Origin of the sequence: Sulfuritalea sp., from assembly GCF_017302275.1 — a bacterium.
Lineage (GTDB): Bacteria > Pseudomonadota > Gammaproteobacteria > Burkholderiales > Rhodocyclaceae > Sulfuritalea.
The window spans coordinates 1-20,227 of sequence record NZ_JAFLDR010000037.1; the positions used below are offsets into that span (position 1 = coordinate 1).

Annotated in this window: 19 protein-coding genes; 4 read left to right on the top strand and 15 right to left on the bottom strand. The window is 65.0% G+C overall.

All coding sequences use genetic code 11. The annotated features are described in order from the left end of the window. Positions 1–36 precede the first annotated feature (36 nt). From J0M27_RS16785 to J0M27_RS16805, 5 genes are all read right to left on the bottom strand, one after another. On the bottom strand, positions 37–1,113 hold the full coding sequence (locus tag J0M27_RS16785; RefSeq protein WP_294994283.1) for an NAD/NADP-dependent octopine/nopaline dehydrogenase family protein: 1,077 nt from the start codon (positions 1,111–1,113) through the stop codon (positions 37–39). A gap of 85 nt (positions 1,114–1,198) precedes the next feature. Next, positions 1,199–2,509, bottom strand: a complete 1,311-nt coding sequence (locus J0M27_RS16790; protein WP_294994286.1) for a TRAP transporter large permease — start codon at positions 2,507–2,509, stop codon at positions 1,199–1,201. A 1-nt stretch (position 2,510) separates the two neighbouring features. After that, positions 2,511–3,053, bottom strand: a complete 543-nt coding sequence (locus J0M27_RS16795; RefSeq protein WP_294994289.1) for a TRAP transporter small permease subunit — start codon at positions 3,051–3,053, stop codon at positions 2,511–2,513. Further along, positions 3,053–4,075 carry a TRAP transporter substrate-binding protein gene (locus tag J0M27_RS16800; protein ID WP_294994292.1) on the bottom strand — a complete coding sequence of 341 codons (1,023 nt, stop codon included), beginning with the start codon at positions 4,073–4,075 and terminating at the stop codon, positions 3,053–3,055. The genes J0M27_RS16795 and J0M27_RS16800 overlap by 1 nt, the downstream gene beginning before the upstream one ends. Before the next feature lie 64 nt (positions 4,076–4,139). After that, entirely contained in the window at positions 4,140–5,522 is a 1,383-nt protein-coding gene (locus J0M27_RS16805; protein ID WP_294994295.1) for a UbiD family decarboxylase, read from the bottom strand. A 169-nt stretch (positions 5,523–5,691) separates the two neighbouring features. On the opposite strand from J0M27_RS16805, the gene J0M27_RS16810 reads away from it, so the two are divergent. After that, positions 5,692–6,474, top strand: coding sequence for a class III extradiol ring-cleavage dioxygenase (locus J0M27_RS16810; RefSeq protein WP_294994298.1), 783 nt, complete (start codon positions 5,692–5,694; stop codon positions 6,472–6,474). 110 nt (positions 6,475–6,584) lie between these two features. Here the strand turns inward: J0M27_RS16810 and tsaA are convergent, their stop codons facing one another. The 4 genes from tsaA to J0M27_RS16830 form a co-directional block, all read right to left on the bottom strand. Next, on the bottom strand, positions 6,585–7,055 hold the full coding sequence (tsaA, locus tag J0M27_RS16815; RefSeq protein ID WP_294994302.1) for a tRNA (N6-threonylcarbamoyladenosine(37)-N6)-methyltransferase TrmO: 471 nt from the start codon (positions 7,053–7,055) through the stop codon (positions 6,585–6,587). A 112-nt stretch (positions 7,056–7,167) separates the two neighbouring features. Continuing rightward, positions 7,168–7,995, bottom strand: coding sequence for an HDOD domain-containing protein (locus J0M27_RS16820; RefSeq protein ID WP_294994305.1), 828 nt, complete (start codon positions 7,993–7,995; stop codon positions 7,168–7,170). Next, on the bottom strand, positions 7,989–8,345 hold the full coding sequence (locus tag J0M27_RS16825) for a hypothetical protein (RefSeq protein ID WP_294994308.1): 357 nt from the start codon (positions 8,343–8,345) through the stop codon (positions 7,989–7,991). Before J0M27_RS16825 ends, J0M27_RS16820 begins: the two co-directional genes overlap by 7 nt. Before the next feature lie 677 nt (positions 8,346–9,022). Next, complete coding sequence (locus J0M27_RS16830; protein ID WP_294994311.1) at positions 9,023–10,060, bottom strand: P63C domain-containing protein; 1,038 nt, start codon at positions 10,058–10,060, stop codon at positions 9,023–9,025. Between the two features lie 140 nt (positions 10,061–10,200). Here J0M27_RS16830 and J0M27_RS16835 point away from each other — a divergent pair, with 140 nt between their 5' ends. Both J0M27_RS16835 and J0M27_RS16840 read left to right on the top strand, forming a co-directional pair. Beyond that, positions 10,201–11,079 carry an IS1 family transposase gene (locus tag J0M27_RS16835; protein ID WP_294994314.1) on the top strand — a complete coding sequence of 293 codons (879 nt, stop codon included), beginning with the start codon at positions 10,201–10,203 and terminating at the stop codon, positions 11,077–11,079. A 316-nt stretch (positions 11,080–11,395) separates the two neighbouring features. Next, positions 11,396–12,727, top strand: a complete 1,332-nt coding sequence (locus J0M27_RS16840) for a hemolysin family protein (protein ID WP_294994318.1) — start codon at positions 11,396–11,398, stop codon at positions 12,725–12,727. A 133-nt stretch (positions 12,728–12,860) separates the two neighbouring features. Here the strand turns inward: J0M27_RS16840 and J0M27_RS16845 are convergent, their stop codons facing one another. Further along, positions 12,861–13,850 carry a hypothetical protein gene (locus J0M27_RS16845; RefSeq protein WP_294994321.1) on the bottom strand — a complete coding sequence of 330 codons (990 nt, stop codon included), beginning with the start codon at positions 13,848–13,850 and terminating at the stop codon, positions 12,861–12,863. 123 nt (positions 13,851–13,973) lie between these two features. On the opposite strand from J0M27_RS16845, the gene J0M27_RS16850 reads away from it, so the two are divergent. Further along, positions 13,974–14,741, top strand: a complete 768-nt coding sequence (locus tag J0M27_RS16850) for a fumarylacetoacetate hydrolase family protein (RefSeq protein ID WP_294994324.1) — start codon at positions 13,974–13,976, stop codon at positions 14,739–14,741. 853 nt (positions 14,742–15,594) lie between these two features. Here J0M27_RS16850 and J0M27_RS16855 read toward each other — a convergent pair. From J0M27_RS16855 to ubiA, 5 genes are read right to left on the bottom strand one after another with little or no spacing between them, the layout of a single operon-like run. Continuing rightward, positions 15,595–16,299 carry a YqgE/AlgH family protein gene (locus tag J0M27_RS16855; protein ID WP_294994327.1) on the bottom strand — a complete coding sequence of 235 codons (705 nt, stop codon included), beginning with the start codon at positions 16,297–16,299 and terminating at the stop codon, positions 15,595–15,597. Between the two features lie 9 nt (positions 16,300–16,308). Further along, a complete protein-coding gene (locus J0M27_RS16860; protein ID WP_294994330.1) occupies positions 16,309–16,740 on the bottom strand; it encodes a hypothetical protein in 432 nt (143 codons plus the stop codon). An 8-nt stretch (positions 16,741–16,748) separates the two neighbouring features. Beyond that, a complete protein-coding gene (ubiD, locus tag J0M27_RS16865; protein WP_294994333.1) occupies positions 16,749–18,239 on the bottom strand; it encodes a 4-hydroxy-3-polyprenylbenzoate decarboxylase in 1,491 nt (496 codons plus the stop codon). Then, positions 18,236–19,336, bottom strand: a complete 1,101-nt coding sequence (locus J0M27_RS16870; protein WP_294994336.1) for an MBL fold metallo-hydrolase — start codon at positions 19,334–19,336, stop codon at positions 18,236–18,238. The genes ubiD and J0M27_RS16870 overlap by 4 nt, the downstream gene beginning before the upstream one ends. Continuing rightward, complete coding sequence (ubiA, locus tag J0M27_RS16875; RefSeq protein WP_294994339.1) at positions 19,333–20,220, bottom strand: 4-hydroxybenzoate octaprenyltransferase; 888 nt, start codon at positions 20,218–20,220, stop codon at positions 19,333–19,335. The genes J0M27_RS16870 and ubiA overlap by 4 nt, the downstream gene beginning before the upstream one ends. Positions 20,221–20,227 lie beyond the last annotated feature (7 nt).

Below are 20,227 nucleotides of genomic sequence, written 5' to 3' on the forward strand. Positions count from 1 at the left end.
GCGCCGCCCTTGGGGCGGCCCGGCGGGCGGCGCGCATCAGGCGTGCCCGGTCGCCAGCAAACGATGCATGCCGGCGCGGTCGAGCGCGGCCAGGCCCAGAGCCTCCAGCGTACGCGGCCCGGCGCGCAGGTCGCGGCCGCAGATGGCCGAAGCCAGCGCCAGCAGGCCGCTGGCGAGCGGCGCGGAGACACCGGCCCAGTCGGCCACCGAGACGAGGAAGGCCAGCCCGTAGTGGATGTCCTCGGTCATGTAGCGATGCTCGGTGAGCACGATGTGCTCGCGCCAGTCGCCGCTGTCGGTGAGGCGCTTATGGGCGTCGCCGTACATCCAGCGGTCATTTTCGTAATGGTCGCGCAGCGGAAAGTGTTCGCCGGTGTAGCCTAGCGCGACGCGGATCGCCACGCGTTCATCATCAAGCGCATTGGTGACGCGGCGGATCGCGGGCTGGGTGCCCTCGTTGTGGATGTCCCAGCGCTCGAAGTGCTCGAGCGGGCCGGCGTTCATCAGGATCAGCGGCGGGTGGATGATGGGCCCGGCGTTCATCAGCGCGCCGGCCAGCGCATCCTCGATCGGCTCGACGGATGGAAACGCGGCGCGCAGCACGGCGAAGGCGGCGGCGGATTTCTCCGCCGGGAAAACGCCGGTGGGCAGGCGTACGGCGCGCATGGTGATGGCGACTTCCGCCGGCCCGTGCAGGCGCGTCAGCCAGGGCAGGGTGCCGGTCTCGGCGAAGGCGACCTCGGCGGCGCAGCCGGCATGGCGCAGGGCCTGCATCATGGCCACGCTGCCGAAGGTGCCCGGCGGCAGGAAGATCACCTGCCCGTCGGCGAGATGCGGCGCCAGGGCGCGGGCGATGTCCTCCTGGGCGAATGCCGGCGTCGGAATCAGGATCAGCTCGGCGCCGCGTACGGCGGCGCCGAGATCGGCCGTGACCACGGCGATTTCGACTTCACGCCGGCCGGCGATGTCTTTCAGCATCAGGCGCCGCGTCGTTGCCAGTTCGCCGAAGGCCGCCGCGTCGCGTCGCCAGAAACGGACCTCGTGGCCCTGATCGGAAAGATCGGCGGCGGCGGCGTGCGAGCCGTTGCCGCCGCCCAGCACGGCTATGCGCATGGCTTCAGGTCCAAAATCGCCGTTGCCGTCCCGCGAAGCGGAAATCCAGTCACAGCACCAACGCGATGCGTCCTAACAGGAACTCTCATCCTGCCCCCAGCATCCAGTTCGGCAGCCCGGTGACGGTGGCCGGGTAGACCCACATCATCAGGATGCACAGCACGAACGAGACCACGAAATAGGCCACGCCGCGAAAGATGGTGTGGATTGGTACATCGGGCGCGAGGCCGTGGACGATGAAGACATTCACCCCCACTGGCGGCGTCACCGCGCCCATCGTCGTGACGATGGTCAGGATCACGGTGAACCAGACCGGGTCGTAGCCGAGTGCGACGCCGAGCGGGAAGAAGATCGGGATGGTCACCACCAGAAAGCCCAGCGCGTCCATCAGCATGCCGCCGATGATGTAGATGCCGAGCACCACCAGCAGGATGACGAAGGGCGCCACCGGCAGCGCGGCAGCCCACTCCGCCAGTTCGAAGGGCAGGCGCGAGACGGTGAGGAAGCGGCCGAAGAGTACCGCGCCGGCAATCAGCAGCACCACCATGGCGGAGATGCGCACGCTCTCGACAATGGACATGACGATGCCCTTGAGGTCGAGGCTGCGCTGGACCAGGCCGATCGCCAGCGCGCCGAAGGCGCCCGCCGCGCCGGCCTCGGTGGGCGTGAACCAGCCCATGTAGAGGCCTCCGATGACAAGCGAGAACAGCGCCAGCGCCTCGACCACGCCGGTCAGCGCGCGCAGCTTCTCGCCCCAGGTGGTTTGCGGCCCCAGCGGCCCCAGCGCCGGATTGCGCTTGCACATCCATACGATGGTGGCGAGGAACAGCGCGGTGAGGATGAGCCCGGGCACCACGGCGGCGACGAACAGGCGCAGCAGCGACTGCTCGGTCTGCACCGCGATCACGATCAGCACCACGCTGGGCGGGATCACCACGCCCAGCGTGCCGCCCACCGCGATGGCACCGGTGGATAGCGCCGGGTCGTAGCCGTAGCGGCGCATCTCGGGCATGGCGATGGTGCCCATGGTGGCGGTGGTCGCCGAATTCGAGCCGCAGATGGCCGAGAAGCCGGCGCTGGCGGCAATCGTGGTGCCGGCCAGCCCGCCGGGCAGGCGCCCGACCCAGGTGTAGGCCGCCCGGTAAAGCCGCTCGGTGGTGCCGGCGCGGTAGGCGAACTGGCCCATCAGCACGAACAGCGGGATTACCGACAGGCCATAGGAGGAGAACTGCTCCCAGATGTTGGTCGCCAGCAAATGGGTGGCGGCGGCCGGGGTCAGCAGGTAGGCATTGCCGATGACACCGGCGGCGAGCATGGTGAAGGCGATGGGCTGGCCGAGCAGCATCAGCAGCGCCATCAGGGCGAGGCCGATCACGGCGACGATGTTCGCGTCCATCTCAGGCCTTCATCGCCGCGCCCAGCGCGGCCAGCGACTTCAGCAGGTCGACCAGCAACGCCAGCGCGAGGCCGAAGCAGCCGATGCCGACGACATAGACCCAGGGATAGACGATCACCCGCAGGGTCTCGGACATCGAGCCGGTTTCGTGCAGGGTGCGGCCGTAGCGCGTGACGTAGAAAGCCGTCACGGCAAACAGCGCGAGCGAGAGCACGGCCATGGCCGCCTCGACCAGCGCGCGGTTGCGGTGCCCCAGCCTGACCACGAACAGCTCCATGGCGACGTGGCCCTTGTGCCGCTGCACCGTGCCCAGGGCCAGCGCCATGGCGGCGGCCGACATCCAGCCAATCACCTCGTAGGAACCGGCGATCGTGCGGCCCAGGCCGCGCATCACCATGTCGGCTACCGAGAACAGCATCATCGCGGCCAGCAGCGCGGCGGCGGCCCAGGCCAGGCCCTCGTTGAGGCGGGCGCTGGCGCGGTCGAGGGCGTGGACCACCCCGCCGGGCACGGCATCCGCGCCCGGTTGTGCTCCTCCTGCCATTACTTTTTGGCGAACTGCGGCGCCAGTTCGTGCAGGCGTTTCATGTAGGCGGCGGCGGGCAGGCCCTTGCCGGTCATCTCCTTGACCCAGTCCTCTTCCATGGACTTGAGCTTGGCATCCCAGCGCGCCTTTTCGTCGGCGGCGAGCGGCACCACCTGCAGCTTGTGGTCCTTCTGCGCCCAGGCCATGGCGGCGCCGACGTTCTCGTTGTCATGGTAGTTGCCGGTCCAGCCGGGCATTTCCTCGGCCAGTTCCTCGATCACCTTCTTCACGTCGGCCGGCAGCTTGTCCCATTTCTTCTGGTCCATCACGGCGGCGAAGGCCACCACCACGGTCGGGTAGTCGGTGACGAACTTCAGCGATTCGGCCAGCTTGAAATCCTGCAAGACTTCGCGCGAGGTCATGGTGCCGTTGATGACGCCGGTGGATACCGACTGCGGCACTTCCGGCATGGGCATGCCGATCGGCGCCGCGCCCAGCGCCTTCAGCACCGGCACGCCGGTACCGGCGGCGCGCAGCTTCATGCCGGCGAGGTCGGCGGCGTTCCTCACCGCCGTCTTGCTCTGGATGAAGCCGGGCTCGGTGGTGAACATCGCGATCACCTTGAATCCCTCGTATTCCTTGGGCTTGAACTCCTTGGTCAGCGCCCACAGGGTCTTGCTGGCCTGGGTCGCGCTGGTGAAGCCGACCGGCAGCGCCACGCCCGAGGTCAGCGGGAAGCGGCCCGGATCGTAGGAGGGCGAGCCCAGGCCGATGTCGGCCACGCCCTTGGTGACGCCGTCATACATGTCCTTGGCGCCGAGCAGCGTGCCGCCGGGGAAGGTCTTGACCTCGACCTTGCCGCTGCTGCGCTTGTTCAACTGCTGCGCCCAGTGCGCCATCTGCACGGCGGGAAAGGTCTTGGCCGGGGCAAAGAAGGCGTAGGTGAGCGTGACATCGGCGGCGGCTGCGGCCTGCGGCAGGCCGAGGGCGCCGAGGGCGAGCGCGGCGGCGATTGCGGATAAGCTGTTGCGACGGTTCATGCTGACTCCTCCTGTTGTTTGTCTGCGCGCACTGCCGGACGCGCGGCGGTCTTGTCCTGCTGTCTTACCTGATCTCCGGCACCTCGATGTCGAGCCCGTCCAGCGTCGCCGGTTTGACCTTGGCGCGGGTGAAGTTCGGCGTGTGCGGAAAGGGCCGCGTGGCGTCGAAGCCGACCTTGCTGCCGAGGTAGTCGGGAAAGGTCGGGTTGAGGCCATGGCCGAAGACATTGTCGATCACGAGAATTCCGTGCTTCGGATCGAGCCGTGTCGCCATCGCCCACTCGACATCGGCCGGGTTGCGGATGTCCACGTCATCATCGACCACGGTCACCATCTTCAGCGGCGGGAAGGCGGCGAAGGCCGCCATCAGCGCCTGCTTGGCCCAGCCGGCGCGCTTCTGCGCGATCTGCACCACGGCGTGGTAGAAGCCGCAGCCGCCGTGGGAGAAGTAAACATCCTTGACGCCGGGCACCTGCTTTTGCAGCAGTGCCAGCACATTGGCCTCGCCGAGCAGGCCGACCGAGTTGAACACCTCGCCGCCCGAGATGATGGTCTGGAACACGGGGTGGCGACGGCGGTGGATGCGCCGCACGCGCACCAGCGGACGTGGCGCCACCGTGGCGTAGTAGCCGGTGACCTCGGCAAAGGGGCCTTCCGGATGAACTTCGCCGGGCATCATTTCGCATTCCAGCGCGATCATCGCGTCGGCCACCATCTCGACATGGGTCAAGGAGCTGCCGACCAGTTCCAGCGGCCGGCCGTGGAAGCGGCTGGCGATGCCGAGTTCGTCGGTGCCGAAGGGCGCAGCTTCGGCCGGCGCCGCGGCGGCGAAATGCAGGCCGGGGCCGACACCGATGTTGAGCGTGAAGGGCAGCACCTGGTTGCGCGCCGCCGCCTTGGCCAGACACAGTTCAAGGTGGCGGCCGGCATCGATGTTGATCGCCAGCCGGTCCTTGCCGATGACCTGAAAGCGCTGGATCGAGGTATTGCGGATGCCGGTTTCGGGGTCCTTGGTGATCACCACGCCGGCATCGAAATACGGCCCGCCGTCGAGTTCGGCATGGGTCGGCACCGGCAGGATGGAGAGGTCGACCGTATCCTCGGTGACCTCGCGCACCGGGCCGCTCCTCACCAGCACCGGCGCCACGGGATTCACCTGCCAGTCGCGTATGCATTCGGCGACATACTGCGGCAGGCTCAGCACCGGCTTGCCGAACAACTCGCCGAGCAGCTCGCGCGACCAGTACAGGCCAGTGAATACGGGGAAGGCCGAGCCCCTGACCCTCTCGAACAGCACGGCGCGCGGGCCGCGCTCGAATTTCGCCGCAATGCCGGCCAACTGGTGCGCCGGGTCGACCTCGGAGCGCACCCGCACCAGGCGACCGCGCCCGTCGAGCCACTGGATGATCGAAGCGAGATCGGAAATATCGGCTGCCACCTGCGCCATGCCCTCCCTCCGTGCGTTATTGCCGTTCCGCGAGCCGCGGGGCAGTTTGCGGATACTGTATACAAATTAAAACCGCATGGGAAGAGGTGGCACCCTGTTGCGCGACCGGTAACAGTCATTTCATCCTGCGCGTCTGGGCTGCGCAAGGCCGCGCCGCTAGACTGCAGCCATGAACTTTGTTCCGCCCATCTTCATCTCCCACGGCTCGCCGATGTTGATGCTGGAGCCCGGACGCGCCGGCCCGGCGTGGCAGGCACTGGCGCGATCGCTGCCGCGGCCGCGCGCCATCCTCGCCGTTTCCGCGCACTGGACTAGCCTGTCGCCGGCCGTCAGCGCCGCTGCCGCCCCACCGACCATCCACGATTTCCACGGATTTCCCGAGGCGCTCTACGACCTTGATTACCCGGCACCCGGCGCACCCGCTTTGGGAGCGGAAGTCACTGCGCTGCTGCCCGGCATCCATGTCGACCCGCGCCGAGGACTGGATCACGGCACATGGTCGCCACTGCGCGCGATGTATCCGGCGGCCGACATCCCCGTCATCCAGCTGGCCGTAATGCCGCGCGCAGACGCGGCCGCGCACCACCGCATGGGCCAGTCACTGCAGGCCCTGGCGCGGGACGGCGTGCTGGTGCTCGCCACCGGCGGCCTGACGCACAACCTGGGCGAGGTGGCGTGGGATGCCGCCGACGGCATCGCTCTGCCGCATGTGCGCGAGTTCCGCGATGCGTTCGTCGATGCGCTGCTGCGGCGCGATCTGCAGCGCCTGCTCGACTGGCAGCGGCAGATGCCCCACGCCCGGCGCGCACATCCGACGCCGGAACACCTGCTGCCGCTGTTCGTCGCGCTCGGCGCAGCCGGCGACGACGCGCAGCCCTCGACGGCGTTCAGCGATTACCAGCTTGGCGCCCTGGCGCTCGACAGCTTCGTCTTCGATTCAGGCACGAACTGAATGGCGCAGTGCAGGTAGTTGGTGATATCGAGCGCAGCAAGCCAATCAGTAATCCCCCGGGCGGGGGCGAACGTTTCGCGACTTGCTGGTGGCTTTCGAAGCCGTAGCCATCAGTAAGGCTTGAGGTCGAGCACCGGCGTATCGGCGAAGGCGTCGATGTCGCCGATCTCGATCACGTTGCCGCGCACCGCTATCACTTTCACCTGCGTCAGCGCGATCAGGTTGGGACGGAACGGCGAGCGCGTGGCAAACACTCCGCGCAGCGGATTGTCGGGATTGCCGCGCGGATGCACCTGCAGGATCGCGCGCTTGTCGGGCGTGTCGTTGCGATCGAACCACCAGAACACCCAGAGCGAGGACAGTTCATCGACGCCGAGCAGTGCCACCTGGTACCGCGGTTCGACCTCGATGAAGGTCTTGCCGCCGGCCTTGCGCACCCAGCCGATCGGGCTCATCGAGTACACCGGCGCGGCCTTCGTCGCCGCCTCGGCCAGCAGCGGCGGACTCAAGCAAAGCGTCAGGGCAAAGGCAACCAGCGGCAGGCAGGCACCCCGGAGCAGGCTTTTCGGCTTGGAATCCATGGCTGGCTTTCGGAAGTCGTCGCGCATCCCCGCATTGTGCGACAAAGGCGAAAAGTCGGCGCCGGCGACACGGCGTGGAAAACATCCCGCGGCGCCGGGCGCGACCGGGCGATCACCGCGTGGAGTAGTGGAAGCGCGCGCGACAGCGGCCGAAGCAGTCGTGCATTGCCGGGGAATTCCAGTCGATGCCCAGTTCCTCCACGGCCTTCACATTCAGGCGCGTCACCCGGTTCTTCGGCGACGATGGAATGTCGAGGCCGCGCGCCAAGCTCTCGGCGACATTGATGACCGCCTGCAGCCTGCTGGTGACCACCGCGTCCTCATGGTGATCGCGGATGGAAAGTATGAAGTCCTCCGGTAGCTGCCAGTGGGCGGCGAGCGCGGCACCGATCAGGGTGTGGTCCACGCCGAAGGCGGCGGTCTCCCTCTCGATCAGCCGCCCGTCGGCAACCGACCGGCGATAGACATCCTGGAACTGCCCGGCGTCCATGATGTGGAAGCACAGTTGGCCGACATCGTGCAGGATGCCGGCGACATAGGCCTTCTCCGTGGATTCGCCGCACAACTGCGCCAGTTCCTGGGCAACGATGGCGACCGCATGGGAATGGTCGAAGAGGAAGGTCGCGCCCCTGTCGTCGGCCAGGAACTTGTTCATCGCCGCGGTGACGACGATGTGCTGGAATTGGGTGATGCCGATCAGCGAGGCCGCGACGAAGGGATCGTGCAAGTCAGGCAGGGCGTTGATGCGTCGCAGCCGGTTGGCGGTGGCGAGGACGCCGGAGGTGATCACCGGGTCGTTCCGCGCCAGGCGCGTCATGGCTTCCATCGAGGCTTCCTCGTCGCGCAACATCGCCAGCAGTTGCAGCACCACCTTGGGAAAGGGCGGCAAATACCTGGCGATCGTCCCGATCGCGCCCGGCAGCGTGGCTACGCTCAGCATGCGGACGGGCCGCAGGCACGAAGTGCATCGAGCAGGGGATGGCAGGCATCGTTGGGCTGGTCGCCGAAGATCTCGGCCAAGCGCTGCCCGTAGCGGGCGACGGCCGCCGCGCGCGCCGCCTCGTCGAGTGGGGCGTCCTGGCGCACGGCGACGCATTCGACGCCCTTGTTCACCAGTTGCGCGATGGTGCTGGTGGTGACGCTGCTGCCCACGGCGATGCGCAACGTGAGCTGGTTGCCGCGCCCGCCCTGGACCGGACGGGCGATCACCATGCCCGGCGCAAGATCCTCGGTCGGAATCCAGCAGTAGCAACCGGGCGCGGCGGCGGAGAGCGCGTCTTCCGTACTCATGGCGCAATGGTAACGCGTAAGGGCATGTCCATGTGACGCGCTGCGAACGACGTAGCCACGCGCCCTCTCGGTTCTGGAGCGATCGACAGGCCCATGCACGATCCCTTACGCATATACGGTCGCTCGCGACGGCGGAAAAACCGACCATTCCGATCGTTGCGCGCGGAAGCAATTCGCCGATTGCCATTGAGTCGGCTGCAACCTTCCAGAACAATCGCCCTGAGCTTGCCTCTTCCGATCGCCCCGGGCGCGAACGGAGGTTCCAAAGTCACCGAGGTCGACTCCATGGTCGATTCGCTGCAGACGCCCGAATGCGGCACCAGCGCTTCTTGTCCCGACCATCGTCAAATTCGGACAGGGCGTATCCGCCAGACGGTAGTGTCTCAGTTTGAAAAACCCAACTCTTGACATCGGAGAGGCAGGCGCTACGCTGTGCGTACTATGCCTAAACGCTCAAGCACTGGTCGCAAAGACCTGAATCAACTCGCCGCGTCGATTGTCGCCCAGGCTACCGACGAGGAACCCAAGCAACCAGAACAGCCTGAGAAGAACCCGGCTGCCGTTGCTCTTGGTCGCCTTGGTGGCCTCAAGGGTGGTGCTGCCCGAGCAAAAAAACTGACCGCTAAAGAGCGGTCAGAGATTGCGAAAAAGGCGGCAGCGGCGAGATGGGAGAAATCTTAATCAGTTTCGTCGTCGTCAAAAAGGCGCTGAGTTTCACCGGGAATAGGAAACGCCTTCTTAACGTGTCCCTCGAATTGTCGCCAAGTCGAGGAGATTCTCATCAGCGTCATTGTTGATGCAATTTGACGTTCAAGATGCGGGTTCCCTATGTAATCGGTCAGAAACTGGTGATGCTTATGTTTCCGTCGACCTTGCTCGTTCTTTGGATTCTTGTTCTTTAATTCGTCTAGCACGCCAATAGGCAGTCGCTTGTAGATTATGGCCTCAGTTAATTTCCCGATCAGAATTGGTCGTTTCACTGATAGCGGGTTATAGCTCCATCCTCTAAGACGAAACATCTCACGATAAAACTCATCAGGGAATCGCTTGGTCCAAGGTAAGAACTCAGGTGCGACATATGCCTCAAGCAACTTCCTAAGTTCGTCTTTTGATCGCTGCTGTTGATAGCCAGTGGCTTCGTCAATGAGCGCGACAAGACCTATCTTTGCAAATGCTTTGTAGATGAGTTGAGCTTGATCAGCAACGATATATTGACGCTCTGTACTCAACAGACCTCGGTCTCGCGCCAAGATCATCAGCTCACAGAATTTTGTCAGCGCATCCGCAGTAAATCCGTTGATCTTTCTGCCCCGATAATTTTTCTGAATCGTGGTGAAGAGGTCCTTCATTTCCTCTTGAGAAATCAAAGAGCTAAAGAATTTTCTGCCCAAAAACCGCTTGAATCGGGTCCCAGGTCTTTGCACCCTGGTTCGGTCTTCTGGTTCGTCCTCAACGACCTTTAGTATTTCCTGCATCTTTCTGCTTGCGATGAGCCGTTCGCCGGTGCTTGTTACAAAGCACGGAACTGTCACGTCGCCAAGTTTTAATTCACCTTCGTGGGTGATTTCTGATGTCTCTGCCGTTTCTGTGCTGCGTGGCTTTGACCATCTTTCCTTTGCCGCGTGAGAGGCAATATCACGGCGTTCGTCATCTGAGAGTTTTTTAGCCCGAGCAACCCCTCCCTTAGCTTTACCTTGTGGCGCTTCTGAGGTCATGCTTGCATCTCCATTTGTGGCGATGCTTGCAATATAACCCATAGTCAGGTTTTAATGCAAGCATTACTTAAAACTAATGCTTGCATTTACTCTAAGTTCAGGCATAATTTCATTATGAACTTAATGCTTGAGGGGTAGCCATGAACAAGTTGAGTCTTCAAAAGCGCGCGCAGATCATCGGCCTGCTGGTCGAAGGCAACAGCATGCGCGCCGTGACCCGATTGGTCGGATGCTCCATCAACACCGTGACCAAGTTGCTCGAAGACGTAGGCGCAGCCTGCGCAGAGTTCCAAGACGGCGCAATCCGTAACATCAACAGCAAGCGCGTTCAGTGCGACGAAATCTGGTCGTTCTGCTACTCCAAGGAAAAGAACGTCGCGCCAGAAGATAAAGGCATCCTGGGCCACGGTGACGCCTACACTTGGACCGCCATTGATGCGGATACCAAGCTGGCTATTTCGTGGCTTGTGGGCCAGCGTGATGGCGACTACGCCGAAGCGTTCATCACCGATCTCGCCTCACGCTTGGCCGGTCGGATTCAATTGACCACTGACGGATGGGGGCCGTATGTTGGGGCGGTCGACAAGGTGTTTGGTGGCGCAATTGACTACGCCATACTGGTGAAAATTTACGAAGGCGATGGCCAGAAAGATCAGCGCCGCTATAGTCCCGCTGGATTCGTGAAGTCTGAAAAGCGCCGGATCAACGGGAACCCCGACGTAAAGGAAGTTTCAACCAGCTACGTTGAGCGTCAGAACCTCACGATGCGCATGAGCATGCGCCGCTTCACGCGCCTTACAAACGGGTTCAGCAAGAAGATCGAGAACCTGGGCCATGCCGTAGCCCTGCATTTCATGTTCTACAACTTCGGGCGCATTCACAAGACGCTGCGCGTAACCCCAGCGATGGAAGCGGGCATCAGCGATCACGTTTGGACGCTTGAAGAAATCGCGGCCCTGGTCAAAGACGAGACGCCAGCCAAACGCGGCCCGTACAAAAAGAAAGAAAATTCAAACTGAGACACCACCCGCCAGACCGTTGGCGTGACAACTGCACCCGGTTCGGCGACAATGCAATTTGGTGCAAGGACGGAAGGGATTTGCGGGGTCATGACTCCGCCCTATGTGTAGGTTTGCAACTGTCTCATGTTCGGTCGTCGGCGCAATGCGGACACCTCTCCTCGGTAGCACGAACACCCACTGGCCTGGTAGCGGCAATCATCGCTCCAAGCGCTTATTCCCCGCGCTCACTTCGCATGCAACCGGGTGTGCGATGGATGTCTGCCTGCCCTGACGGGCTGGCGTCCGCTGCGGCCCAATCACTTCGGATCACATCATGGAAATCTTCTTCCTTGTTACGCTAATCCTGCTCAACGGCGCCTTCGCCATGTCCGAGATCGCCCTGGTCACCGCGCGCCGCGGACGATTGGCGCGCCTCGCCGAGGATGGCGATGGCGCCGCTGCGATTGCCATCAAGCTCCATGATGAGCCGACCCGCTTCTTGTCCACCATCCAGATCGGCATTACCTCGATCGGCATCCTCAACGGCATCATCGGCGAGGCCGTACTTGCAGAGCCCATGGCGATCCGGCTGCAGGGACTGGGAATGGACGCAGACAGCAGCAGCATCATCTCAACCGCCCTGGTGGTCGTGGTAATCACCTTCATATCCATCGTCATCGGCGAACTGGTGCCCAAGCGCATCGGTCAGTTCAATCCCGAGGGCATCGCCCGCCTGGTGGCGCGGCCGATGCAATTCCTTTCGCTGCTCACGCGCCCCTTCGTGCGCCTGCTCTCCTTTTCCACCGACGCCATCCTGCGCCTGCTGGGCAAGCGCGAAGCGGAAGGCCAGGGCGTCACGGAAGAGGAGATCCACGCCATGCTGGAGGAGGGATCGGAGGCCGGTGTGATCGAGCAGCAGGAACACGACATGGTGCGCAACGTGTTCCGCCTCGATGATCGCCAGATCGGCTCCCTGATGATTCCGCGCGCGGATATCGTTTATCTCGATGTCGATCGCCCGCTCCAGGAAAACATGGACCATGTGACCGATTCGGAACATTCGCGCTTTCCTGTCTGTCGCGGCGGACTCCACGAAGTGCTGGGCGTCATCAATGCCAAGCAATTGCTGCGAAAGACCCTGAAGGGCGGAATTACCGACCTTGCCACCCAGTTGCAGCCGGCCGTGTTCGTGCCCGAAACGCTGACCGGCATGGATCTGCTGGACCATTTCCGCGCTTCCGGCGTGCAGATGGTGATGGTGGTGGACGAGTATGGCGAGGTGCAGGGCCTGGTAACGCTGCAGGATGTTCTGGAGGCCGTAACCGGGGAATTCAAGCCACGCAACCAGGAGGATGCCTGGGCGGTCCAGCGGGAGGACGGATCATGGCTGCTCGATGGTCTGATTCCAGTGCCGGAACTCAAGGACAAACTGGAGCTGAAGACCGTGCCCGAGGAAGACAAGGGGCGTTATCACACCTTGAGCGGACTCATGATGTGGCTGCTGGGCCGCCTGCCGCAGACCGGCGACGTGGGTACTTGGGAAGATTGGCGCCTGGAGGTCGTCGATCTGGATGGCAAGCGAGTCGACAAGGTCCTGGCCAGTCGATTGCCGGATGCGATCGAGGGCACGCCGCCTGCCCACGCTCCAGCTCCACCCGCCGGCTGAGAACCGGCAATGTCGGCCGCGTTCGAGTGGCGGACACCGCAGGCGACCGTTTCCTTGGGTCGATTGCGGCAGCGTTGGCCGAAAGCCTTGATGCCACTCGCTCGATCCTCTCAAGTCCGGCAGGCACGATTGCCTACCGTACCATCCCCAGACGCCCGTTGTGGCTACCCATGTACCAGTAGCGCCCGGCGCCGTCGATGATGGCCTTGCGGATGCCGAGGTTCGTCGACGGCAGACTGACGACGCGGAATTCCTCCTTCGCCGGATCGAACACCGAGACGGTGTCGGTGTCGATGCCGTTGATCCAGATGCGCCCGGCGGCGTCGGTGGTCACGGCGTAAGCGCGCTCGCCGCCGGCCTTCGGCAGCGCCCAGGTCTTGACGATGCGCTTCGCCTTCGGATCGAGCTTCGCCAGCTTGCCGTTGCCGAAGTAGGCCACCCACAGGCTGCCGTCGGGCGCGGTGGCAATGCGGCGTGGCAGCGAGCCAGGGCCGGTCGCCAACTCGCCGGTCTTGCCGCTGGCGGGATCGATCCAGCCCAGCGCATCGCCCGCAAGGCGACAGACCCAGACGATGCCGTCGCGGTCGATGGCAAGGCCGTAGGGATTGCCACTCATCGGGAATTCGTCGATCCGGCCGCTGGCGCGATCCAGGCGGCCTACGCGCTGCCCGCTCTGGATGCTGAACCACAGCTTGCCTTTGGCATCGATGACGATGGTGTGCGGATCGCCGCCGCCGGGCACGCGGTATTCGGTGACATTTCCGGTTTTCGGGTCGAGGCGACCGACGGTGCCGTTGCCGTTGCCCGTGTACCAGACGATGCCGGCCTCGTCGACGAGAAGGCCGTGCGGCTTGGCGCCGGGCGGCAGTTCCCACTCGGTGAATTTTTCGGCGGCGGTGTCGAAGCGCGCGATGCGGTTGCCATGCATCACGGCGATGTAGATATTGCCGTCGGGCGCGGGCGCCGGATCGCGCGCGAAACTGGGCGTCGGCACCGGCCATTCGCGCGCCTGTCCGGCGATCTGCTTGAGCGCGCCGGGCGCGACGCCGTAGTTCGAACCGCCGGCCAGCGCTGTTCCGGCGGCAAAGGCAAAGACAAGAATGCAAGCGCGGGCAGTCAACATGGTTCCCTCCGGATCCGACATGGACCAAGTATCCGGTGGTCCGCGTGCGCCGTCAATGCGCGGCGCGGCGGCCGCAGTTCGGCGGTGCTACACTCGCCGCCCCGCAACCACCGGCGACGCATCATGGCTTCCTGGCTACGTTTCTCCGCTGCAGGCACGGAACATTTCGGTACCCTTGACGGCGACAGGGTAGCCGTCTGGCATGGCGACATGTTCGCCGATCCGCAGCGCACCGACCTTGGCTTTCCGCTCGCCGACGTGCGCCTCCTCGCGCCCTGCCGGCCGGGCAAGATGATCGGCCTGTGGAACAACTTCCACGAACGCGCGGCAAAGGAAGGGCTGCAGCGGCCGGCCCATCCACTGTATTTCCTCAAGGCCACCACCTGCATCGCGGCGCAGGGCGACGCCATCCGCCGTCCGCCGGATTACGCAGGCGCGATGGTGTTCGAGGCGGAGCTCGGCATCGTGATCGGCAGGCGGGTTTCCGGCATCGATGTCGCGGCGGCGCCGGCGGCGATCTTCGGCTACACCTGCGTCAATGACGTCACCGCGCGCGACCTGCTGCGCCTTGACCCGGCCTTCGCGCACTGGACGCGCGCCAAGAGCTTCGACACGTTCGGTCCCTTCGGCCCGGTGATCGCCACCGGCGTCGATCCGGCCGGCCTGCGCGTACGCGCCGTAGTCGCCGGTCGCGAGTTGCAGGACTACCCGGTGGCCGACATGTTCTTTTCACCGGCGGAGATCGTCAGCCACATCTCGCACGACATGACGCTGGAACCCGGCGACGTGATCGCCTGCGGTACCTCGGTCGGCGCCGGGGCGCTGGCCGACGGCGACACGGTCGAGGTCATCATCGACGGCGTGGGGCGCCTGGTCAATCACCTGGTTTGAGCCACCGCGCGGCGCGCCTGGCGCGCCGGCAGCATATTCCCGGGCTGACGATGAACGCGATGGCGGTGTCCAGCCCCTGGCCGGTCTTCATGTCGAAAAACACGAGGGACCGCTCCAGACATGGCTGACAGTTCCGCAGGACGCTGTGTGCTGGCCTGCGCTATACAGCGATCCGGGCGACGTTACGCACCACAACGGCGTGCGCGAGAGAACCCCTGACCTGAGTAGGTGCTCCGCATCGGCTATGGCGGGTGCCCACCCCTGCGAGGCAGTGGAACTATTTCTTCCGGCTTGTGGCCGACTTGCGTGGCTTTGCCGGAACTTTCGCTTCTGCAGCCGGTGCCGGCGGCTTGTCACCGAGCACGCCCTTGAGCGGGCAGATCCTGAAGGCCGGACATTTCTGGCAGCCGGCGACAATGGCAATCGGGCAAACGGTCATGATGATTCCTGTAAGGGATGGCAGAGATCGCGCAGTATGCGGCGCGTTCCCGTCGGGGGGTAGTCGGCGCCGCCTAATGCCGCGACCGCAAGCGACTTAATCGTTCGCCCTGAGCCTGTCGAAGGGCGCGCAGAGCTTCGACAGGATCAGCCCGAACGGTGGGTTCGGGTTTACGGATGCAGAATCGACAATGCACAGGCGGCATGCCGTGGACTCGGAAGCGATCGCGGACCAGGCAGAGGCGGGAGGCGTCCTGGCTAAGGAATACGCTGGCCGACTGGGGCGACCTGGCATCGGCAGAATCGCCATGGCAGGAGTCGCGATCGACCATGCGTTGCGGACCGAACAGGCGCGGCTCGCCGGCGGCAGGACGAGGCAAACAAGCAGCGCCCGGCTCCCGCCAGGCGCAGGCAATCATCGCAGTGGCGGCCGCCACGCCGCGATCTCGACGGGCGACACCGACGCCGGCGCCCGCACCATCACCTGGGTGGCGCGACGCCACAGCTTGGGCCACAGGTCGTCGAGCGCTTCGTTGAACAGCGCGTCCGCATCGACCGGCAGCAGGTACCAGTCGCCGCGATCGATCTCGACTTCGAGCTGGTTCGGCACCCAGCTGGCGATGCCGCGAAATACCCGCAGGCGGCTGTCCGGGGTGGCCGCGTCGAGCAGGCGCCGCAGGCCCTCGCCGTCGCTGCTGATGAATAGCCGTTCGGCGAGGTTGATCGCCGCCGCCGGTGCGGTCTCGGCCCGCACCAGGAACACGATCTGCCCCGGCGCCACCGGGCCGCCGTAGTGCAGGCGATGCCTGGCCGCCGCTTCCAGTCCGGGAAACAGCGGCGCCAGCGACAGGTCGAGCGCGCGATTGACGATGACGCCGATGGTCGAGCGGCTGCGGCCGTGCCGCGTGACGAGGACCACGCTCTGGCGAAAGCGCGGATCGGCCATCCCTTCGGCCGCGATCAGCAGCACGGAGCGCGCTTCGGCCACGTCCGCCGCCAGCAGCGCGGGCGACGAGATGCAGCCGAACAGGAGCATCAGGAGGGCGGCGAACAGGCGCGGCATGGAAAAAGCATAGACGCCGCCTGCACCGCGGCCAGCCGGGCGGTCGGGCACCGGCATCGCGGAAAATCAGGCGGCCGAGGCCTCGGGCGGGACCGGCATCGCACGCCGGTCGATCAGCGCCAACCAGCCGCGGATCACGCGGTAAAGCACCCAGAGGCCCGTACTGACGATGACCAGGATCGCTGCCGGAATGCCGATCAAGGTCAGCATCAGGATGCCGGCGACCAGCAGCCAGAGCGCGGCGAACCAGAAGGTGCGCATCTGCCAGCGCCAGTGCGTCGCCAGCCAGGTGCCGCGCACCTTGTCACGGGTGACGTAATTGATGATCACCGCGATGATCGACGGCCAGCCGAAGACGAAGGCGCCGACCACGGTGGCCGAAGTGAGCACACCGGATATCGCCGAAACCGCGTGGAGGCCATACATCACGTGGCACCAGGCGCGCGGCCCGTCCAGATCGCCGTCGTCGCGCGCGGAAATCACTTCGACTTCAGTCATCTGTCCTCCTAGAGTCCCAACTGCTGCCAGAGCGCGTCCACGCGCAGCTTCACGGCGGGGTCCATGACGATCGGACGGCCCCATTCCCGTGTCGTCTCGCCCGGCCACTTGTTGGTCGCGTCGATGCCCATTTTGCTCCCCAGGCCCGCCACCGGTGAAGCGAAATCGAGGTAATCAATGGGCGTATTCTCGGCAATCAGGGTATCACGCGCCGCATCGACCCGCGTCGTCAGCGCCCAGATCACCTCGGGCCAGGAACGCACGTCGACATCGTCGTCGGTGACGACGATGAACTTGGTGTACATGAACTGACGCAGGAAGCTCCAGATGCCGAACATGACCCGCTTGGCGTGGCCGGGATAGGCCTTGCGGATCGAGACCAGCGCCATGCGGTAAGAGCAGCCCTCGGGCGGCAGGTAGAAATCGACGATCTCGGGGAAGGTCTTGCGCAGCAGCGGCACAAAGACCTCGTTCAGCGCAAGGCCAAGCATTGCCGGTTCGTCGGGCGGCTTGCCGGTATAGGTGGAATGGTAGATCGCGTCGCGCCGCAGGGTGATGCGCTGCACCGTGAACACCGGAAACTCGGAGACCTCGTTGTAATACCCGGTGTGGTCGCCGTAGGGACCTTCGGCTGCGGTCTCGCCTGGATGGATAACGCCTTCGAGCACGATCTCGGCGGAGGCCGGCACCTGCAGGTCGGACCCGATGCATTTCACCACCTCGGTCTTGGCGCCGCGCAGCAGGCCGGCGAACTGGTATTCTGACAGCGTGTCCGGCACCGGAGTCACGGCGCCGAGTATGGTCGCCGGATCGGCGCCGATCACCACCGCGACCGGGAAAGGCTGGCCGGGCTTGGTCGCGCAATGCTCGCGAAAGTCCAGCGCGCCGCCGCGATGGGCCAGCCAGCGCATGACCAGCTTGTTCGGCGCGAGCAGCTGCTGGCGGTAGATGCCGAGGTTCTGCCGCGCCTTGTGCGGCCCGCGCGTCACCACAAGGCCCCAGGTGACCAGCGGCGCGGCGTCGCCCGGCCAGCAGGTCTGGATCGGCAGGCGGCCGAGGTCGACCTCGCGGCCCTCCCAAACGACTTCCTGGCAGGGCGCGGACGAGACGACCTTGGGCGCCATGTTGAGCACCTGCTTGAGGACCGGCAACTTGTCCCAGGCGTCCTTGATGCCCTTGGGCGGTTCCGGTTCCTTGAGGTAGGCCAGCAGTTCGCCGACTTCGCGCAAGCGGGTCTTCCAGTCCACTGCCGCGCCCTCCGCTGCCGCGCCTGCGGCAATCCCCATGGCGACGCGCTCGGGCGTGCCGAACAGGTTGGCCAGCACCGGCATGGCGTGGCCCCTGGGATTCTCGAACAACAGGGCGGGACCGCCGGCGCGCAGCACGCGATCGGCGATCTCGGTCATCTCCAGCTTGGGATCGACCTCCACCGTGATGCGCTTGAGCTGGCCGATGGCTTCAAGCTGGCGGACGAAGTCGCGCAGGTCGGCGTATTTCATTTTTCGATTCTAACCGTCCGCGTCTCGCCATGTTTCAGGAGCCAGATCCGGTCGGGCGAAAGTCGGCGCTGGCGCGACGCCAGTTCGAGGTCTTTGGGCGGCTGGTCGAAGGGCTCCTGGGTCAGGGCGAAGGTGCCCCAGTGCACACCGAGCCCTTGCTTCGCGTCGAGGTCGAGCAGAATCTGCAGCGCATCGTCGGGATTGACGTGCTGCGGCCCCATGAAGTCGCGCGGCAGGTAGGCACCCACCGGTACCGCGAGGAGATCCACCGGGCCGAGGCGACGGCGGATTTCGCGGAAGTCGGCCGAGTAGCCGGTGTCACCGGTGTATAGGAAGCGCCAGGCTTCGGCGTCGCCGCGCTTCCATTCGACCATGAAGCCGCCCCACAGCGAGGCATTTGTGTCGAATGCGGTGCGCCGGCTCCAGTGCTGGGCCGGCGTAAAGCGCAACGTGAGGCCAGCGATTTCCATCCGGTCCCACCAATCCATCTCGGCCGCCACCGGACCGATGCCCTGCTCCTCGAACCAGGACTTGAGACCCAGCGGCACCACGTAGGCTGGCCTCTGTCCGGCGGCATGCAGGCGGCGCAGCGTCGGCTCGTCGAGGTGGTCGTAGTGGTTGTGCGAAATCAGCACCAGGTCGATCGGCGGCAGTTGCGCCTCGGACAGCGGCGGCGGCACATGGCGCGGCGCGCCGAGGTCGAGCAGGCCGCCGATGACGGGGCCGGCCTTGTTCGAGAACTGCGGATCGATCAGGATGTTCTGCCCGCCCACCTGGAGCAGCAGCGAGGCATGGCCCAGCCAGGTGATGCGCGGCTCCTGGGTGCGTCGCGCCAGCAGGGCATGCTCGACCGGCGCCGTCCACATCGCGGCAAAGGCCACGTAGCCACCCTCGGGCGGCGCCACCGGACGAAAATCCCCGCGCAGGTTGCGAAACAGGATCTCGTACCAGGGAATGCCGCCTACCGGTGCTGCGGGATCGGAGTTGACGAAGCCGTTGGGCCGGTGATGGGCCTTGGCCGCGTTGTAGTGGATATTCACCGGCGTGCAGGCGGCAACGCCGAGGGCCAGCGCGAGCAGCGCGAGCGCCCGCCTCACAGGCCGAGCCAGGGCCGCAGGTTGAGCTCGGCGACGATGCCGGCGAAGACCGCCGCGCCGAACCACTTGTTGTGGCGGAAGGCGGCGAAGCAGCCGTCACGCTTGCGATCGCGGATCAGCAGGAAATGGTAGCCGGCGATCATCGCGGCGACGCCGAGTCCCGCGTAGTACGGCCAGGCGTAGGCCAGGCGCAGGCCGACTTCGACCAGTATCAGCAGCGTGATGCCATAGCAGATCATCACCGCGGCGACGTCGAAATTGCCGAAGGTGATGGCGGCGGTGCGGATGCCGATCTTGAGATCGTCCTCGCGGTCGACCATGGCGTATTCCGTGTCGTAAGCCAGTGCCCAGAACACGTTGGCGGCCAGCAGCGTCCAACCCACCGGACCGACTTCGCCATCCACCGCGGCGAAGGCCATCGGGATGCCGAAGCCAAAGGCGACCCCGAGGTAGGCCTGTGGCAACGCGAAAAAGCGCTTGGTGAAGGGATAACTGGCGGCGAGGAACAGCGCGATCAGCGCCAGCCACCAGACGTCGCGGAAGATCGGCAGGATCAGCAGGAAGGAACAGAACACCAATACGCCGGCCAAGGTCAGCGCCTCGCGCGTGGAGACCCTGCGCGCCGCCAGCGGACGGTCCCGGGTGCGCTCGACATGCGGGTCGAAATCGCGGTCGGCATAGTCATTGATGACGCAACCGGCAGAACGCATCAGCAGCGTGCCCAGCGCGAAAATCCAGACCAGCGGCCAGCTCGGCTGGCCGCGACTGGCGATCCACAGCGCGCACAGGGTGGGCCACAGCAGCAACAGGGTGCCGATCGGCTTGTCCAGCCGCATCAGCTTTTCGTAGAGGTCGAGGCGCTCTTTGATCCGGGCGAGATCCATGGGGCGG

Bases quoted from the DNA above. Each gene is read 5' to 3' on its own strand.
- J0M27_RS16785 (WP_294994283.1), bottom strand. From the start codon at position 1,113: ATGCGCATAGCCGTGCTGGGCGGCGGCAACGGCTCGCACGCCGCCGCC.
- J0M27_RS16790 (WP_294994286.1), bottom strand. From the start codon at position 2,509: ATGGACGCGAACATCGTCGCCGTGATCGGCCTCGCCCTGATGGCGCTG.
- J0M27_RS16795 (WP_294994289.1), bottom strand. From the start codon at position 3,053: ATGGCAGGAGGAGCACAACCGGGCGCGGATGCCGTGCCCGGCGGGGTG.
- J0M27_RS16800 (WP_294994292.1), bottom strand. From the start codon at position 4,075: ATGAACCGTCGCAACAGCTTATCCGCAATCGCCGCCGCGCTCGCCCTC.
- J0M27_RS16805 (WP_294994295.1), bottom strand. From the start codon at position 5,522: ATGGCGCAGGTGGCAGCCGATATTTCCGATCTCGCTTCGATCATCCAG.
- J0M27_RS16810 (WP_294994298.1), top strand. From the start codon at position 5,692: ATGAACTTTGTTCCGCCCATCTTCATCTCCCACGGCTCGCCGATGTTG.
- tsaA (WP_294994302.1), bottom strand. From the start codon at position 7,055: ATGGATTCCAAGCCGAAAAGCCTGCTCCGGGGTGCCTGCCTGCCGCTG.
- J0M27_RS16820 (WP_294994305.1), bottom strand. From the start codon at position 7,995: ATGCTGAGCGTAGCCACGCTGCCGGGCGCGATCGGGACGATCGCCAGG.
- J0M27_RS16825 (WP_294994308.1), bottom strand. From the start codon at position 8,345: ATGAGTACGGAAGACGCGCTCTCCGCCGCCGCGCCCGGTTGCTACTGC.
- J0M27_RS16830 (WP_294994311.1), bottom strand. From the start codon at position 10,060: ATGACCTCAGAAGCGCCACAAGGTAAAGCTAAGGGAGGGGTTGCTCGG.
- J0M27_RS16835 (WP_294994314.1), top strand. From the start codon at position 10,201: ATGAACAAGTTGAGTCTTCAAAAGCGCGCGCAGATCATCGGCCTGCTG.
- J0M27_RS16840 (WP_294994318.1), top strand. From the start codon at position 11,396: ATGGAAATCTTCTTCCTTGTTACGCTAATCCTGCTCAACGGCGCCTTC.
- J0M27_RS16845 (WP_294994321.1), bottom strand. From the start codon at position 13,850: ATGTTGACTGCCCGCGCTTGCATTCTTGTCTTTGCCTTTGCCGCCGGA.
- J0M27_RS16850 (WP_294994324.1), top strand. From the start codon at position 13,974: ATGGCTTCCTGGCTACGTTTCTCCGCTGCAGGCACGGAACATTTCGGT.
- J0M27_RS16855 (WP_294994327.1), bottom strand. From the start codon at position 16,299: ATGCCGGTGCCCGACCGCCCGGCTGGCCGCGGTGCAGGCGGCGTCTAT.
- J0M27_RS16860 (WP_294994330.1), bottom strand. From the start codon at position 16,740: ATGACTGAAGTCGAAGTGATTTCCGCGCGCGACGACGGCGATCTGGAC.
- ubiD (WP_294994333.1), bottom strand. From the start codon at position 18,239: ATGAAATACGCCGACCTGCGCGACTTCGTCCGCCAGCTTGAAGCCATC.
- ubiA (WP_294994339.1), bottom strand. From the start codon at position 20,220: ATGGATCTCGCCCGGATCAAAGAGCGCCTCGACCTCTACGAAAAGCTG.